This is a genomic window from Kaistia defluvii (assembly GCF_026343955.1).
Taxonomy (GTDB): Bacteria; Pseudomonadota; Alphaproteobacteria; order Rhizobiales; family Kaistiaceae; genus Kaistia; species Kaistia defluvii.
In genome coordinates this window covers 732,393-748,658 of the sequence record NZ_JAPKNI010000002.1, presented here as the reverse complement: position 1 = coordinate 748,658, position 16,266 = coordinate 732,393, and the positions used below count along the sequence as shown (strand labels likewise).

14 protein-coding genes are annotated in these 16,266 nt (G+C 65.8%); 3 read left to right on the top strand and 11 right to left on the bottom strand.

What is annotated here, in order from left to right; genetic code table 11:
* Positions 1–43 precede the first annotated feature (43 nt).
* The 5 genes from OSH10_RS07760 to OSH10_RS07740 form a co-directional block, all read right to left on the bottom strand.
* The gene (locus OSH10_RS07760; RefSeq protein WP_266331082.1) at positions 44–1,297 is read right to left on the bottom strand and encodes a sugar ABC transporter permease; all 1,254 of its coding nucleotides are present in this window, start codon (positions 1,295–1,297) and stop codon (positions 44–46) included.
* Positions 1,294–2,136, bottom strand: coding sequence for an ATP-binding cassette domain-containing protein (locus tag OSH10_RS07755; RefSeq protein WP_266331081.1), 843 nt, complete (start codon positions 2,134–2,136; stop codon positions 1,294–1,296). The genes OSH10_RS07760 and OSH10_RS07755 overlap by 4 nt, the downstream gene beginning before the upstream one ends.
* A 73-nt stretch (positions 2,137–2,209) precedes the next feature.
* Positions 2,210–3,280, bottom strand: coding sequence for an ABC transporter substrate-binding protein (locus OSH10_RS07750; RefSeq protein ID WP_266331080.1), 1,071 nt, complete (start codon positions 3,278–3,280; stop codon positions 2,210–2,212).
* 242 nt (positions 3,281–3,522) lie between these two features.
* On the bottom strand, positions 3,523–4,407 hold the full coding sequence (locus OSH10_RS07745) for an AraC family transcriptional regulator (RefSeq protein WP_266331078.1): 885 nt from the start codon (positions 4,405–4,407) through the stop codon (positions 3,523–3,525).
* 225 nt (positions 4,408–4,632) lie between these two features.
* On the bottom strand, positions 4,633–6,153 hold the full coding sequence (locus OSH10_RS07740; protein ID WP_266331077.1) for an MFS transporter: 1,521 nt from the start codon (positions 6,151–6,153) through the stop codon (positions 4,633–4,635).
* A gap of 88 nt (positions 6,154–6,241) precedes the next feature.
* On the opposite strand from OSH10_RS07740, the gene OSH10_RS07735 reads away from it, so the two are divergent.
* Positions 6,242–6,844 carry a TetR/AcrR family transcriptional regulator gene (locus OSH10_RS07735; protein WP_266331076.1) on the top strand — a complete coding sequence of 201 codons (603 nt, stop codon included), beginning with the start codon at positions 6,242–6,244 and terminating at the stop codon, positions 6,842–6,844.
* 18 nt (positions 6,845–6,862) lie between these two features.
* On the opposite strand, the gene OSH10_RS07730 is transcribed toward OSH10_RS07735, so the two are convergent.
* The 5 genes from OSH10_RS07730 to OSH10_RS07710 form a co-directional block, all read right to left on the bottom strand.
* Positions 6,863–8,542, bottom strand: coding sequence for a glycoside hydrolase family 32 protein (locus OSH10_RS07730; protein ID WP_266331075.1), 1,680 nt, complete (start codon positions 8,540–8,542; stop codon positions 6,863–6,865).
* Between the two features lie 40 nt (positions 8,543–8,582).
* Positions 8,583–9,476 (bottom strand): carbohydrate ABC transporter permease, encoded by an 894-nt coding sequence (locus OSH10_RS07725; protein WP_266331074.1) that lies wholly within the window; start codon positions 9,474–9,476, stop codon positions 8,583–8,585.
* On the bottom strand, positions 9,473–10,369 hold the full coding sequence (locus OSH10_RS07720) for a carbohydrate ABC transporter permease (RefSeq protein WP_266331148.1): 897 nt from the start codon (positions 10,367–10,369) through the stop codon (positions 9,473–9,475). Before OSH10_RS07720 ends, OSH10_RS07725 begins: the two co-directional genes overlap by 4 nt.
* Before the next feature lie 170 nt (positions 10,370–10,539).
* Positions 10,540–11,853 (bottom strand): extracellular solute-binding protein, encoded by a 1,314-nt coding sequence (locus OSH10_RS07715; RefSeq protein ID WP_266331072.1) that lies wholly within the window; start codon positions 11,851–11,853, stop codon positions 10,540–10,542.
* A 52-nt stretch (positions 11,854–11,905) separates the two neighbouring features.
* On the bottom strand, positions 11,906–12,916 hold the full coding sequence (locus tag OSH10_RS07710) for a LacI family DNA-binding transcriptional regulator (protein ID WP_266331071.1): 1,011 nt from the start codon (positions 12,914–12,916) through the stop codon (positions 11,906–11,908).
* Between the two features lie 214 nt (positions 12,917–13,130).
* Here OSH10_RS07710 and OSH10_RS07705 point away from each other — a divergent pair, with 214 nt between their 5' ends.
* Complete coding sequence (locus OSH10_RS07705) at positions 13,131–14,273, top strand: alpha-D-ribose 1-methylphosphonate 5-triphosphate diphosphatase (protein ID WP_266331070.1); 1,143 nt, start codon at positions 13,131–13,133, stop codon at positions 14,271–14,273.
* Complete coding sequence (locus tag OSH10_RS07700) at positions 14,270–14,935, top strand: DapH/DapD/GlmU-related protein (RefSeq protein WP_266331069.1); 666 nt, start codon at positions 14,270–14,272, stop codon at positions 14,933–14,935. Before OSH10_RS07705 ends, OSH10_RS07700 begins: the two co-directional genes overlap by 4 nt.
* A gap of 83 nt (positions 14,936–15,018) precedes the next feature.
* On the opposite strand, the gene OSH10_RS07695 is transcribed toward OSH10_RS07700, so the two are convergent.
* On the bottom strand, positions 15,019–16,005 hold the full coding sequence (locus OSH10_RS07695) for an aldo/keto reductase (protein WP_266331068.1): 987 nt from the start codon (positions 16,003–16,005) through the stop codon (positions 15,019–15,021).
* Positions 16,006–16,266 lie beyond the last annotated feature (261 nt).

Genomic DNA, 16,266 nt, shown 5'->3' with positions numbered 1-16,266 from the left:
GAGACCGGCGCGATCCCGCGGGGCGCCGATCGGGTTTTCCGGATCAGGCGCGACCGTGGCTGGCGCGCGAACGACGGGCGAGCGAGTCGACGATAACAGCGATGGCGAGCACGCCGCCGGTGATCATGTAGCGAAGCGACGAGGACAGATCGAGCAAGGTCAGGCCGCTCGAGATCGACTGGATCACGATGATGCCGAGCAGCGCGGAATAGGCGCTGCCGCGCCCGCCGAACAGGCTGGTGCCACCAATGACCGCAGCCGCGATGGCGTTGAGATTGACGTCGCCGGTGCCGGCCTGCTGGCTGGAGGATGCCAGCCTCGAGGCCGCCATCACGCCGCCAAAGGCCGCCAGCGTCGAACACAGCACGAAGGCGCTGGTGTAGATGGCGCGGACGTTGATGCCGGCGCGCCGGGCTGCCTCGCGATTGCCGCCGACGGCGAACATCGACCGGCCCCATCGCGTGCGCGTCAGTGCATATTGCATGGCCAGCACGAGGCCGACGAACAGGCCGAACATCCACGGTACGCCGCGGCCCTGGTTCAGATAGGCGACGACCAGTTCGGCCACGATCGTCACCGCCGCAGCGCGGGCGATGATCCCGCCCGAGGATTGCGACGACAGGCCGGCGGCGCGGCGGCGGGCCGCCGTGCGATGGCCCGTGTAGAGCATCACCGCGCCGGGGACGGCGGCCAGGATGATCGAGACGATCGACGGCATCACCATCAGCTGGCCGAACCGCACCAGCGGCGAGCCATAGGGCAGATTGATCGAGCCGGTCGTGCCGAGAAGGTAGAGCTGCAGGCCAAGGAAGGTCAGCAAGCCGGCGAGCGTCGCAACGAAGCTCGGCATGCCGAAGCGGTTGAACAGTTGAGCATAGACATAGCCGATCGCCGCGCCCGAAAGCACCGCCGCCAGGATGGCAAGACCGGCGGGGACACCCTGGTTGACCCAGAGCACGCCAAGGATCGCCGAGGCGACGCCGCTGACCGACCCGACCGAAAGATCGATCTCGCCCACCATCAGCATGCAGACGATGCCGAGCGAGATGATGCCGACCGTCGAGGAATCGAACAGCAGATTGACCAGGTTGTTCGGGCTCAGGAACACCGGATTGAGGATGGAGAAGACCGTCCAGATGATGACCAGGCCGACGATGACCGGCAGCATGCCGAGATCGCCGGAACGGACGCGGTCGAGAAAGGCACGGATGGTGTCGCCGATGCCGGCGGCATGGGTGACGCGCTCGTCGCGGCGGTCGAGCATCGGCGCGGCGCCGGATTTGCTCTTGTCGGTCATAGGCCCGCCTCCGGATGGGGGCTGGCGGCCTGCGCCTGCCGTCGGCCGGCGCGCCGGGACACCGAATTGTTCGAGGCGCCGGTGATGGCGCTCACCAGTTCCTCGTTCGAGGCGTCGGGGGTGAACTCGCCATTGTTGCGGCCGAGGCGCAAAACGACGACGCGATCGGCGACGGCCCGAACGTCCTCCATATTGTGGCTGATCATCACCACGGCGAGGCCGCGATCGCGCACGCGTTCGATCAGGTCCAGCACTTCCGCCGTCTGCGCAACGCCGAGCGCTGCCGTGGGCTCATCGAGCAGGATCAGCTTCGGGTTGAGCAGCAGCGACCGCGCGATCGCCACCGTCTGGCGCTGCCCGCCCGAAAGCGAAGCGACGGCGACACGGACGCTGGGAATGCGGGCCGAAAGCTCGTTCAGCAGGGTCCAGGATCGTGTCTCCATCGAGACCTCGTCCATTTGCAGGGGATTGAGCTCCTTGCCGAGGAAGATGTTGGCGACGACGTCGAGGTTTTCACAGAGCGCAAGGTCCTGGAACACCGTCGCGATGCCCAGCGACAGCGCCGCGCTCGGGTCATCGAGCGTTACCGTTTCGCCCTGGAAGCGGATGGTGCCGGAGCTCGGCTGGTGCACGCCGGAAAGGATCTTCACCAGCGTCGACTTGCCGGCGCCATTGTCGCCGACCAGCGCCACGACTTCGCCGGCGCGGACGTCGAGATCGATATCGCTCAGGGCCGAGACGGCGCCGAAATGCTTGGAAATGCCCCGGAGGCTGAGGACCGGATCTCCGGCCGGGGGGGTGTCTTGAACGCGGCGAGCGCCTTGCTCTGTATTGGTCATGCTTGGCAAGCCTCTGCAGGAATGTTCGCGGAAAGCTGTCCGCCCGGCCCCGGACGGGGCCGGGCGGTGCCGCCTACTTGAGAATGCCCAGCGCCTTGCAACCCTCGACATAGCGATCGACGCACAACGTTTCGGCCGGCGTGATGTTCTTGTCGATGATCTCGGCCTTCAGGTTCTTGGCCGTGACGACAGCCGGCGTGAAGAGCTGCGACGGGGTATTGTAGAGCTCCATCTCCGCCTTCGGCGTCTCGCCCTTCAGAAGCTGCATCACGACATTGGCGGCGGCCGCCGCGACGATCTCGCTCGGCTTGGAGATCGTATTGAACTGGTCGCCGGCGATGATCAGCTGCAGCGCCGCGATCGTCGCGTCATTGCCCGTGACAGGCGGGACCGGATCGACGCCGGCCGCCTTGAGGGCCGCGATGGCGCCACCGCCCGTGCCGTCATTGGCCGCTACAATGCCGACGATCTTGTCGCCGAAGCGCGTCACCTGGCCGCTCGTCCATTCCTGCGCCTTGGCCGGGGTCCAGTCCGGTGTGTCGTATTCGGCCAGGATCTTGTAGCCGCTATTGTCGAGGCCGGCATGGATGCCCTTCTTGATCAGGCCGGCGGCCGCATCGGTCGGCGAGCCGTTGATCTGCAGCACGCCGCCGGTATCCGGCGAAACGTTGCGGGCCTTAAGTTCCTCGACCAGCGAATCCGCGATCGCCTTGCCGATGCCCTCATTGTTGAAGGAAACGTAGAAGTCGGCCTTGGCGTCCGGGATGGGGCGGTCATAGGCGACGACCTTGATGTCCTGGCTCTGGGCGAGCTGGACCAGGGAGGCGGCGGCGGCCGAGTCGACGGGATCGAGCACGATCGCCTTGGCGCCCTGCGAAATGACCGAATTAAACTGCTGCTGCTGGCGCGTCGCGTCGGCGCCGGCGTTGAGATAGATCACCTTGCAGCCCGGGCAGAGCTTGGCCATCTCGGCCTTGAAGCCGGGATAGTCATGCTCTTCGTACCGCGTCGAGCCCTGGTCGGGCATCAGGAACGCCACGGTGGCGTCCGTGACCTCCGCTGCCTGCGCCATGGCGGCGAGACCCCCCAGCACCGATGTCGCCAGCGCCAGCGCGGCAACGCGTTTCCAAGCAAATTGGGTCATTCCGTCTTCTCCCTGTGACAATGTTATGCTTATGAGAAGCTGTCGGCCCGACAGTTCCTGGCAATCCTCGGAGATCCCGATCTTTGCCAGTTCAGCTCGGATCCCTGGGGATCGTCGCGTCAAGACTGCCTTGCCCTGCCTTCTTCTTGGAATTTCGGAAAAGCATTCCCCTTGGCGAAACGGGCAAGCGCTTCACCTTGGGCTTCGACCGAGATCGACGTCCTCCTGCTCCTCCGCGGCTCTCAGGCGGCTTTTGCCACCCTTGAATTCTCCGCCAGCAACGTCCGGAACCGCGAGGGCGGCATGCCCTTCTGCGTCAGGAACTGGCGGTTGAAGTTGGAAAGATTGTTGAAGCCGACCGCGTAGCAGATCTCGGTGATCGGCTGCGCCCCGTCGCTCATCAGCAGCTGGCAGGCCAGATTGATGCGCAGGCGATTGACGAACTGCACCAGCGCCATGCCCGTGTGGCGGCGAAAGCTGCGGGAAAACGCGCTGGCGCTCTGCCCGGCGATCTGGGCGAGATCGGTCTCGCTGAAAGGTTCGGTCAGATGCTCGCCGATATAGGCGAGCGCCTTGTTGATGCCGGCCGACATATAGCCGGAGGGGTCGGGCAGATAGTGGGAACTGGCGAGCGGGCGCATGTCGCTGGCCCGGCTCAGTACGCCCATCAGGTTGATGAACAGCTCGATGCGGCGGATGCCCTGCGCATCGATCATTTCCTTCATCAGCGGAGCCGCTTCGGCCGCCGTCGTCGGCTGGAACAGGGCGCCGCGCCGGCTCTGTTCCAGGACCCGGTCGAAGGCCGCCAGTTCCGGCGCCACGCTCATCAGATTGCCGATGAACTCCTGCGAGAACAGCACCATGCGGCAGCGCAGCGGCACGGTCGCGCCTTCCGGCAGGTCGCTGATCCAGTTATGCGGCAGGTTCGGCCCGGTCAGCACCAGATTGTCGGGCTCGAACTCGCCGATGAAGTCGCCGACGAAATAGCGCCCGCGCGTCGCGACGACATGATGCAGTTCGTATTCGGGATGAAAATGCCAGCGCACCGTGCGGAACGGGTAGCCGTGCTCCCAAGCCTTGTAGGATTCACCGCGGCGAATATCCACGACTTCCAGATCTGGCGTCACGGCGGACCTCCCCACCCATTCGATGCCCTTCCCAAGGCATCCAACTCCCGCAGGCCGACTTACGCGGTCTCTGCATAACGCGACCTTAGGAGGCCCCGCAGAGGGGCGCTACCAAACGCCCATCGTCGCGCTGATACTTTTTTGATGCAAGACTCGCGTCGTTGGCGCGCTGCGAGGGACCTTCAGCCCGCCCCCGGGGAGGACGGCCTGAAGGGGACCTCTTGGTCAATGGTGCGCCGTGGCACCGGCGCCCGTCGGCACGCTCTCGTGGCGCAGGGCCACGAACACCACCACGGTCAGGACCGCGATGAGGGCGGCCGTCACCATCAGCACGGAGCCATGGGCGCTGGCGAAGGCCGTGCGGGCGGCCGCCGCGATCGCTTCGCCCTCCGGACCGCCGACCTGCCTGGCGATCACCATGGCCTCGCCGATCGAGCCGGACGCGGCATCGCGATCCGGCCCGAGGCCCGCCATGCTGCTGAAATGGCTGCGATAGATGGTGCTGAGCAGGACGCCGAAAAAGGTGATGCCAAGGCCGGCGCCGAGTTCGTAGCCCGTCGCCTCCAGCGAACCGGCGGCGCCGGCCTTCTCGACGGGCGCGGCGCCCATGATGGCGGCGGACGAGGCCAGCAGGCCCACGCCGAGCGAGAAGCCAAGCACCGCCATCAGGCAACCGATGACGGCGCCGTCGCCGCCAATGTTCGACTGGCTGATGCCGAACAACGCCGTGGCCGCGGCGGCAAGACCGACCGTGCCGAGCCAGCGCAGGCCGAAGCGCCCGGCGAGCTTGCCGGCGATCGGTCCGGCAATCGCGGAGGCGACGACGAGCGGCATCATGAACAGGCCAGCCTGAAGCGGCGTCCGGCCATAGACATATTGCAGTTCCTGCGCCAGCAGCAGTTCGAAGCCGGCGAGCGAGCCGGAGGCGACGAAGGCCATCAACATGCCGACCGAGATCGCCGGCTTGCGGAACAGCGACAGGTCGAGCAGCGGCTGGGAACCGACGATCTGCAACCGCGCGAACCAGGCCATCAGGACGAGACCCATCCCCAGGACGCCAAAGACCCAGACGGACGGCCCGACCTTGAAGCCGGTCTTCACCGCATAGACGGTAGAGATCAGGCCGGCGATCAGCAGCAGGGCATGCCCGATCTTCCAGCTGCCCTGGGCCTCAAGCGGCCGATTGGGAATGAACAGGTACACCACCGGCAGCACGACCAGCATGATCGGCACGTTGATGAGGAATACCGATCCCCACCAGAAATGCTCCAGAAGGAAGCCACCCGCCAGCGGGCCGATCGCTGCGCCGGCCGAGGCGACCGTGCTCCAGACGCCGAGCGCCAGCGCCCTCTCCTTCGGATCCTCGAAGGTCTGGCGGATGATGGCCAGCACGCTCGGAATGATCATCGACGAGCCGATGGCCAGCAGGACACGCGCCAGGATCAGCATCAACGCCGTCTGCGAAAACGCGGCGCAGACGGAGGCCAGCGTGAAGATCGTCAAGCCGGTCAACATCAGCCGACGATGCCCGACCCGGTCTCCCAGCGTGCCCATCGGCACGAGAAGGCCCGCCATGATCAGCGGATAGATGTCGATGATCCAGAGGATTTCCGTGCCCGACGCACGGAGCGCGACGGTCAGCGAAGGGACAGCGATATGCAGGATCGTCATGTCGACGACCACCGGCAGGAACGCCAGGATCACGGCGGTGAGCACCAGCCAGCGATTGCGCGGCGCGACAGTCATTCTCTTCTCCATTCCCGCGCAACAGGGATTGCCGGCGTCGGGGAACGGACCTATATATCCGTCCAGACGGTATTAAAAGAGAAAAGACATGGGCAGACGGCCGACGATTGATCGCGAGGGTTTGCTGGACGCAGCCGATCGCGTGATCGCGAAGGGTGGCGTCACCAGCCTGACGATCGACGCCGTCGCGCGCGAGGCCGGCGTCAGCAAGGGCGGCGTGCTCTATTCCTTCGGCACCAAGGATGCGCTGATCGAAGCCATGTTCGAGCGGGCCGGAAAGTCCTATGAACGCCTGGTGGGCGACTATCTGGCGGCGCATGGTGACGAGCCCCACTCCACAGCAGCGGCGCATGTCGACGCCAGCCATCGCGAAGACGAGGTCTCTGCCATTCGCGCCAGCGCCCTGCTCGCGAGCCTGGTGCAGACACCCGACTACCGGAGCGAGATCCAAGGCTACTACCGCGAGCTGCTGGACAAGCTCGACACCCGGTCGCCGGGCGGGCGGCGTGCCCTGACGGCCGTTCTGGCCGCCGAGGGGGCGTTCCTGCTGCGTGGCCTCGGCCTCGCGCAGTTCGACGACGGGGCGTGGGAATCCATCTTCGCCGATATCCGGGCGCTGGTCCCGGACGGCCGCGCCACGGATACGAAAAAGGGGCAGGAACAAGCCGGCCCCAATTCGCAAGACGAATGATCTGCCGGTGCGCGCCGCTCAGGCGGCCGCGCCAAGCCTCGACCGCAGGTTCCAGAGCTTGGCTGTCTGGACTATTGCCGGATCGACATGGAGCTCAATCGCGCTGATCGGCTGGTCGCTGTCGAGCCGCTTGGTGGCGCATTGCAGACCGTCATCGGCATAGATCTCGATCAGGCCGACATCGACGAAAATGCGGACGGTCTTGAGTGTCGTCGTCGACGTCAGGTAGCGCGGCACGACGCGGTTGCCCGGCGGATCGAACATCAGCTCCAGCACCGCGCCGTCATAGACCAGCGCAATGCCATGATCGGGATGGGCGAAGTCGAGCCGAAACGGAGCGCCCGGTGTCGCCAGCTCGATCTCGATTTCCCCAAGGCCGCCCGCGAGCGGCACAGAGCCGGCGCCGGCGAGAGCCTCGGTGGCGACGCCGGTCCGCAATGCCTTGACGCCCTCGACCGGCGGCATGCGCAGCTGGCCGTCCTGCCAGATGAAGCGGCGCGGGAAGGTCATGGCGGAAGCAAAGTCACGATCCTTGAAGACATCGGTCCAGTTCGCGGCCCAGGCGATGCCGACCGGGCCATCCGCATGCTGGAATGCCTGGATCGCATAGCAGTCGGTGCCGAAATCGACCTCGCGGCGCGCCATCGGTTCAAACATGCGACCGTCGAAGCGGCCGACGATGGCGTAGCTCAGATTGCGGCGGCGGGTCGCCTCGTCCCGATATCCGATGATGCCGAAGATGAGAGCGTAGAGCCCCTCCCCCTCGCCGTCGAGCGCCACCAGGCCCGGGCATTCTGCCGGGAGGCTGCGCGACAGCGGCTCGCGATGCAGAATGCCCACATATGACCAGCCGTCCGCCGCCTCGGGATCCCGCGTTTCATAGAGCAGGACCAGGCCGCCGCGATCGTCGGCGCCGGCCACGACCATCTTCCAGAGGCCATCGGGTCCCTTGAAGACATAGGGATCGCGAATGTCCTTGCCGAAATTCGGGATGGACGGCCTGTCGGTGATGATGGGCGTCGAAGGTCCGGCCGACAGCATGTCCCGCGACACCGTCGTGATCTGCCATTCCTGGCTCGGCTCGCGGTCGTCCTCGCGATCCGTATAGAAGACGCGCACGCCGCCCCCGGCATGCGGAATGGCCGAGCCAGAGAAGGCCCCGCCCGTCAGCCCGTTATCGGCCAGTAGTTCGGCGCGGGGCTCGAGGAAGATCGGCTGGTCGATCCAGTCGACCAGGTTTTCCGAGACCGCGTGGCCCCAGTGCATCGTGTTCCATCGCAGGCTGTGCGGATAATGCTGGTAGAAGAGGTGGCTGGCGCCATCGATCTGGCAGAGGCCGTTCGGATCGTTCATCCAGCCCCAGGGCGCCTGGAAGTGCAGCTTGTAGCGAGCCCCGCTGGCGCGGTTTTTCTCGGTGGTGTGGAGCAGGCGCACGCCCTCCCCGGCCACGCGCGCCGGGGTAAAGCCATAGGCCAGCGACACGGCCGTTCCCGGCTCCTGCCAGCCGAAGCGGTAGGTTCCCGCCACGGGCGCCTCGAAAACGGAGCGCGTGAAATCGTCGGAATGCGCGCCCGCCCGGCGCACCGGCTGGCTTCCGCCCCCGGTGACGACGACTTCCGAAAGCGCCGTCCGCGACGGCGCCTTCTGCCAGAGATGGACGATATCGCCGGCGTCCAGGTCGGCTTCGAACTCGGTCATTGCAAGGTCTTCCATTGTCGCAAGGGTATCCATAGTGGTGTCAGCACTTGACGGCGGAGCTGATGAAGGAACTGACGAACCATTTCTGGAAGGCGAGATAGAAGATCAGCACCGGCACCATCATCATCACCGAGGCGGCCATGGCGCTGTTCCAGTAGACGCTGTCATGGCCGAAGAAACTGGCGATGCCGACAGAGATCGGGCGCGCATAATCGGTCTGGGTGACCATCAGCGGCCAGAGATACTGGTTCCAGGTCTCGATGCCGAGCAGGATGGCGACAGTGGCCAGGACCGGCAGGCTCAGGGGCAGGAACACCGACCAGTAGATCCGGAACGGCGAGGCGCCGTCGACGGTGGCAGCGTCATAGATGTCACGAGGCACCTGGATGAAGAACTGGTAGATCAGGAAGATATAGAGGGGGCTCGCCATCCAGGGCAGGATCTGCGCCGCGAAGCTGTCGCCGAGGCCGGCCTTGTTGACCAGGCTGAGCAGCGGCAGGACGATCGATTCCTGCGGCACGATATAGAGCCCGATCAGCGCGGTGAGCACCAAGGCCCGGCCGGGCAACCGGCCCCAGGCCAGCACGAAGGCGGCCATCGAGTTCAGGAACACGCCACCCAGCACCGTGCAGAACAGGATGATCAGCGAGTTGACCAGATAGCGTCCGAAGGGCAGCGCGCCGCCGAAGGTCGCGATATCGGTGAAGTTCTGCAGCGACGGTTCGGACACCCAGAAGGCGCGGAAGCTGCCCATATCGGCGAGGATCTGGAAGCGGTCCGGCTTCAGGCTGGCGACGAACAGCAGGAACAGGGGCGAGATCACCACCAGCGCGATGATCAGCACGGCGACGAACTTGACGATCGCGCCGATGTCGGGCTTGGCCGAGACCTTGGCGACCGGCGACGGGGTGGAGGTGGATACCACCGTGCTCATCGACGATCCCTCACGACGAAGCGCTGAACGAGCGAGACCACCAGCACGATCAGGAACAGGAGAATGGCGACAGCCGAGGCGAGGCCCAGCCGCTGGTCGACAAAGCCGGCCGTGAACATGTAGTGGACCAGCGTGTCGGTGGTGCCGCGCGGACCGCCCTGGGTCAGGATGTTCACCTGGGTGAACAGCTTGAAAGCCTGGATGGTGGTGATGATCAGCACGAAGATATGCGTCTGGCGCAGGCTCGGCATGGTGACGTTCCAGAAGCGCTGCCATGCGTTGGCGCCGTCCAGTTCGGCCGCCTCGTAGAGCGTCTCGGGAATGTTCTGCAGCCCGGCAAGATAGACGATCATCTGGAAGCCATAGGCCTGCCAGGCCGAGAGCAGCACGATCGACGGCATCGCCCAGTTCGGGTCGCCGAGCCAGTCAATCGGGCCGACCAGACCGAAGGAGAGGAATCCGACGATCTGGTTGAACGGTCCCGTCGGATACTGGAACAGCGTCGACCAGATCACGCAGACGACCACCATCGAGGTGATCGCCGGCAGGAAGAACAGGCCGCGGAAGAAATTGCGGAAGGGCAGCTTCTGGTTCAGCAGCAGCGCGATCGCCAGCGCGAAGCCGCACTGGATCGGCAGCACCATCACCGTGAAGCGCGTGACGTTCCACAGCGCCGTCCAGAAGGCGGAATCGGTCAGGATCTGCTGGAAATTGCCGAGTCCGACGAAGCGCACCGGCACGGGGCGCGGGATCAGGCGCTGATTGGTCAGCGCGATCTCGAAGGACGAGAGGAACGGCAGCAACAGGAATAGTGCGATCAGGATGCAGGCGGGCAGCAGCATGCCCAGTTCCTGCAGACGGCCGCCCCAGATCGGCGGCTTGCGACGCGGCATGGCGGCGCGGATGGGCCCCGGCGATGCCGAACCCGGCATGGGGGACGCTTGGCTCGACATAATGATGCCTCCCGGAACTTGTTTCCCGGTCGCGCGTCGGGGCGCGACCGGGTCCTTCTTGAAGAGAGTCCCGAGCCGCGCAGTGGCGCGGCGGGAACAGAAGCGTGGGCCTACTCGGCCTGGCCGAACGGCTGGTAGCCGTCATTGTCCAGGATATCGTCGTCGATCTTCTTGGCGGCCTTGCTGAGTTCGGCCTGCGGATCGGCGCCGTCGAAGATGTTGGTCATCGCGTTCTGGAAGGCGAGCGTGATGGTCGGGTAGGCCGGATGCGGCGGGCGCGCGACGGCGCTCTTGCCGGCCTGCTCGAAGGCGATGGCCATCGCACCCTTGTCGGCGTAGAGCGGCGAGGCGGCGGCAAAGGACTTCAGGCCGGGGAAGCCGGCATGCGCCTTATAGGCATCGCGGTAGGCCGGATCCTGCAGCATGAAGCTCAGGAACTTGCCGGCCGCGGCCGGATCGGAAGCGGTCTTGGCGACCGACCAGATCCAGGTGCCGTTGGGGCTCACGCCCTTCTCGCCGAACTTCGGCAGCGGCATGACCACGACGTCGTCACCCATCTTGGCGTTGGCCTCGGCGTAGAACCAGTGACCGCCCCAGGCGAGCGCTGCCGGCCGGCCCTCGGCGTAGAACTGGTTCTGTCCTGCCGATTGCGGCACGACCCAGCCCTGCTTGACCCAGTTCTGCATCTCGGTCGCGGCGTCGACGCAGGCCTTGCCGTCGAGCGTTCCGGTTGCCTTCCAGCTGGTGCGGTCGATCACGTCGCACCCCATCGAGACCAGGATCGGCTCATAGGCATAGGTGATCCACTCCGTCTTGCTGCCATAGGAACGGAACAGGTCGAGCGGCCACTTGACGCCCGGCGCGGTGGACAGTGTCTTCAACGCCGCCTCGAACTCATCGCGCGTCCAGGCATCCTCGACCGAGGTCGGGATGCGGATCTTCAGTTCCTCAAGCTGCTTGCGGCTGCCATAGAGCGCGACCGTGCTGTCGGTCAGGCCGACGGCATAGAGCGCCTTGTCGATCGGATAGGTGCCCTGGGCGACGTTCGAGGCCGTCATGTCGTCGACCAGCGCCTTGTCGAGCAGGTTGCCGACCGGCTGCAGGAAGCCCGACCAGACGTAGTTCGCCAGGAACGGTGCATCGAGCTGCAGGATGTCGGGCAGCGAGCCCGCCGAGACAGCCGCGCCGATCTTCTCGTTATAGGCGTCGTGCGGCGTATTGATCAGCTGCACCGTGGTGCCGGGATTGGCCGCTTCGAAGCGCTTGGCGACATCGGTGATGATGGTGACCTCATAGGGGTCGCCCTGGAACATCACCTTGAGTTCGGCCGCCTGGGCGCCCGAAAGCCCCGCCCCGACCGCGATGCTCAGCGCCGACGCGGCGCCGAGGCCCTTCAGTAAACGATTACCCAAAGTAGCAGACATTGCAAACTCCTCCCAATCTAGCTGTTTTGCTCAATTCAACCGTTTCGTCACCTCAGACCGAGGCACGCTCCACGAGGCGAAACGGAATCTCGTCAACCTTCTGCACCGGCTTTCTGTAGCCGGACAGGATTTCGCCCGCGCGGCGACCGATGGCGCGGTGCGGCAGTTCCATGGTCGTCAGCGGCGGGTCGAGCCTGGCCGCGATCTCGACCTGGTTGTCGAAGCTGGCGATCGACACGTCCTCGGGAATTTCGAGGCCCTGCCGCCGCAGCGCGCCATAGACTTCCATGGCGACACGGTCATTGCCGCACAGGATCGCATCGGGCCGCGCGGGCCCGGAAAACAGCGCCGCGATGTGCTCGTGCACCAGGCTGCGCGCGCGATCCGCATAGAGCGGGCCGCGCGTCGCCGGCAGGATCCAGGCCTCGTTGATCTCGATGCCACGGGCGGCATGAGCGGCGCGAAAGCCGTCCTCGCGCATCCGCGCCGCGATCAGGCCGGGCAGGTTCAGGAAGGCAATCTTGTGCCGTTCATGCGCGAAAAGATGTTCGACGATCGTCTCGGCCGCATCCTGCTCGGCCGGCACCAGCGACGGAATAAGGCCCGCCTCGTCGCGGCAGTTGATCATCAGCGAGATCACGCCCCGCAGCGATTCCGGAATGGCGACGACCTGATGATACATGCTCGCATAGGCGATGGTGCGCGGCATCAGCCGCTGCAGTTCCGCGACGCTCGCCTCGACCGTGCGGCCGCCGATATTGGTGACCACGACCGAGAGGCCGTCGGCACGCGCGGCATTGTCGAAGGAGCGCATGATCTCGGTGGCGAAGGGCTGGGTGATCAGGCCGTCGGCGACGATGCCGAGGATGGGCAAGAAGCCCTGACGCATGCCGCGCGCCACCAGATTGGGGACATAGCCCAGTTCATCCGCCAGCGCCTTGATCTTCTGGCGCGTCTCGTCCGACATGCGGATGGAGCCGCCGTGCAGCGCGCCCGAAACGGTTTTCACCGAGACGCCCAGCCGGCCGGCAATATCCTGCATTGAGACTTTGGCGTCGGCCATTGGCGTTTGGCTCTGAGTTATCGTTTACCCAAATTGCATGGAGGAACGGTTTCTGTCAATCGGCCCCGGCGCCCTGCCCTCTGCTTCGCGGCCGTCTGGGTGTTCCACCCTTCCGGCCAGCCCACCCGTCACGAAACCGCAACAAAGCAGGCTTAGGTGCAGCCCATCGGGCGCGACAAGCAGCCCGCTCACCTGACATGTCTCCCGGATCGCCATGCACACCGTCCTGAACAATTTCCAGATCGTCCTCCCGAACGAGGTCGTCCGGGGCAGCGTCACGATCGGGGATGGCCGGATCCAGGCGATCGACACAGATCTCAGCGCCGACGCGGACGCGATCGACGGGGACGGCGATTTCCTGCTTCCCGGGCTGATCGACGTCCACACCGACAATCTCGAGCGCCATTTCGCGCCGCGTCCGGCCGTCGCCTGGCCCTCGGCCATCGGCGCGGTGCTGGCGCATGACCGCGACATGTTCGGCGCCGGCGTCACCACCGTCTACGACGCCATTTCGATGGGCGATTACGACAGCGGCGGGGAACGCCGCGCCATGATCCGCAAGAGCATCGAGAACCTCGATGCGGCGCGCGCCCATGGCCTGCTCAAGGCCGACCACTTCCTGCATTTCCGCTGCGAGGTTTCCGACGCGGGCGCGCTCGACATCTTTGGCCGCTATGCCGACCATCCGCGCCTCGGCCTGATCAGCCTGATGGATCACACGCCCGGTCAAGGCCAGTGGAGCGACCTCGCCATCTATCGCGCCTTCCGCCGCAAGAAGAACGGCCGCGTCTGGACCGATGCGGAGTTCGACGCCTACATCGCGCAGCGGCGCGCCGACCGCGAAACCTATTCGGCGCCGCAGCGCGCCGAGATCCGCCGACAGGCGGCGGCGCGCGGCATTCCCCTCGCCAGCCATGACGACACGACGCCGGAGGAGGTGGATCGCGCCCGGCACGAGGGTGTGGCGATCTCCGAATTCCCGACGACGCTGAAGGCGGCCGAGCAGGCGCGCGCACGCGGCATGAAGATCGTCATGGGCGGGCCGAACGTCGTGCTCGGGCGCTCGCATTCCGGCAATGTCAGTGCCGCCGAACTGGCCGCCAACGGCCTGCTCGACGCCCTCTCGTCCGACTATGTGCCGACCAGCCTGCTCGAGGCCGCCTTCGTGCTGGCGGCCAACGGCATGTCCCTGCCCCAGGCCGTCGCGACGGTCAGCGCGACGCCGGCCGATATGCTCGGTCTCGCGGATCGCGGCCGCATCGAGCCGGGGCGGCGGGCCGACCTGCTGCGCATCCGCCTGGTCGACGGCCACCCCGTCATCCGCTCGATCTGGCGCGCCGACGAGGCCCGGTCGTGACCGGAACGACGGACACTGCGAAAACGGCAAGCCCCGAAGACGGCAACGTTCTCGGCTTCGACACCCATATCCACCCGACCGCCGTGGTGACCCGTTCGAAGCTTGGCAGCTATGTCGACATTGGCGAGCGCGTGCTGCTCGACGAGGTCGAGATGGGCGATTTCAGCTATTTCGACCGCGACGCAATGGTCAATTATGCGACGATCGGCAAGTTCTGCTCGATCGCGGCATCGACACGGATCAATCCCGGCAACCATCCGATGTGGCGGGCGACGCAGCATCATTTCACCTATCGCGCCCGCCGCTATGGCATGGCCGAGGATGACGACAGCGGATTCTTCCAGTGGCGCCGTGATCATCACGTCACCATCGGACATGACGTCTGGATCGGCCATGGCGCAGTGGTGCTCGCCGGCGTCAGCGTCGGCACCGGCGCCATCATCGCCGCTGGTGCCGTGGTATCGAAGCCGGTCGAGCCCTACACGATCGTCGCCGGCGTGCCCGCCACGCCGATCAAGCGGCGCTTCCCCGAAGCGATCGCGGACAGGCTGATGGCGCTCGCCTGGTGGGACTGGCCGCATGCCCGGCTGCGCGAGACGCTGCTCGATTTCAGAAGCCTCGATATCGAGGCCTTCCTCGACAAGCACGAGCCTACTGCCTGACGGACCAGAAAAAAGCCCGGCCCGTCGCGAGACAGGCCGGGCTTCGATTTCATGGCGATGGCCGGACCATGCCGGCCCAACGCCTACCAGCGATGGTGGACGTGCGGCTTGACCAGCCGGTCATAGATTTCGACGATCCGGGCGCGGTTCTCCGGCGAGATACCGGGCGCGTCGCTCGCCGCCGCATTGGACCGGGCCTGCGCTTCGTTTCGGGCGCCGGGGATTACCACCGACACGGCCTGCTGCAGCAGGATCCAGCGCAGCGCGAAGGTCGCCATCGCGACATCGGCCGGCAGCAGCGGGCGCAATTCCTCGACGGCCTGGAGCGCGACCTCGAACGGCACGCCGGCAAAGGTCTCGCCCACGTCGAACGCCTCGCCATTCCGGTTGAAGTTGCGGTGGTCGTCGGCCCGGAAGGCGGTGTCGCGGGTGATCTTGCCCGAGAGCAGGCCGGATGCCAGCGGAACCCGGACGATGACGCCGATGTTCTTCTCGCTCGCCTCGGCGAAGAAGAGATCCTGCGGGCGCTGGCGGAAGATGTTGTAGATGATCTGGACGGTGGCGACGTTGGGATATTCGATCGCCTTCAGCGCCTCCTCGACCCGCTCGACCGAGACGCCGTAATTGCGGATCTTGCCCTTGGCCACGAGGTCGTCGAGTTCGCCGAAAAAGTCGGGCCGATAATAGACGTCGGTCGGCGGGCAATGCAGTTGCACGAGATCCAGCGTCTCGACCTGCAGATTACTCAGGCTGCGATCGATGAAGGCCTCGATATTGGCGCCGGTATAGCCCTCGGCGACATGGGGATTGAGGCGGCGGCCCGCCTTGGTGGCGACGAAGGGACGGTCGCCGCCGCGCGCCTTCAGCACTTCGGCGATGATCTTCTCGGAGCGGCCGTCGCCATAGACGTCGGCGGTGTCGATGAAGGTGACGCCGGCGTCGAGGGCCGCGTTCAGTGCCTTCTTGCCGTCCTCCTCGCTGACATCGCCCCAGGATCCACCGATCTGCCAGGCGCCGAAGCCGATTTCCGAGATCTGAGCGCCGGTGCGCCCAAGCTGCCGCTTCTTCATGTCCTGTTCTTTCGTTTCCACCGGCCGGACGGCCGTGTCGCGCTTGATGCGCGTGCTCCCAATGGGTTCGTCGGAGACCCGGCCGGGGATCGGCCGCGTTGCCGGCAACGCGGGTCGCTCGGCTGCGGCGCGACGGCGGGTCGACGCACCCTACCCTTGCGCGACTTGGCGCGGGAAGCAAATGCAATGCGGGCTATCCCAACGAAAACAGGCCGGCGTGAGCCGGCCTGCCAGAGAGTCGATCAGAACCTCGCCCGATCC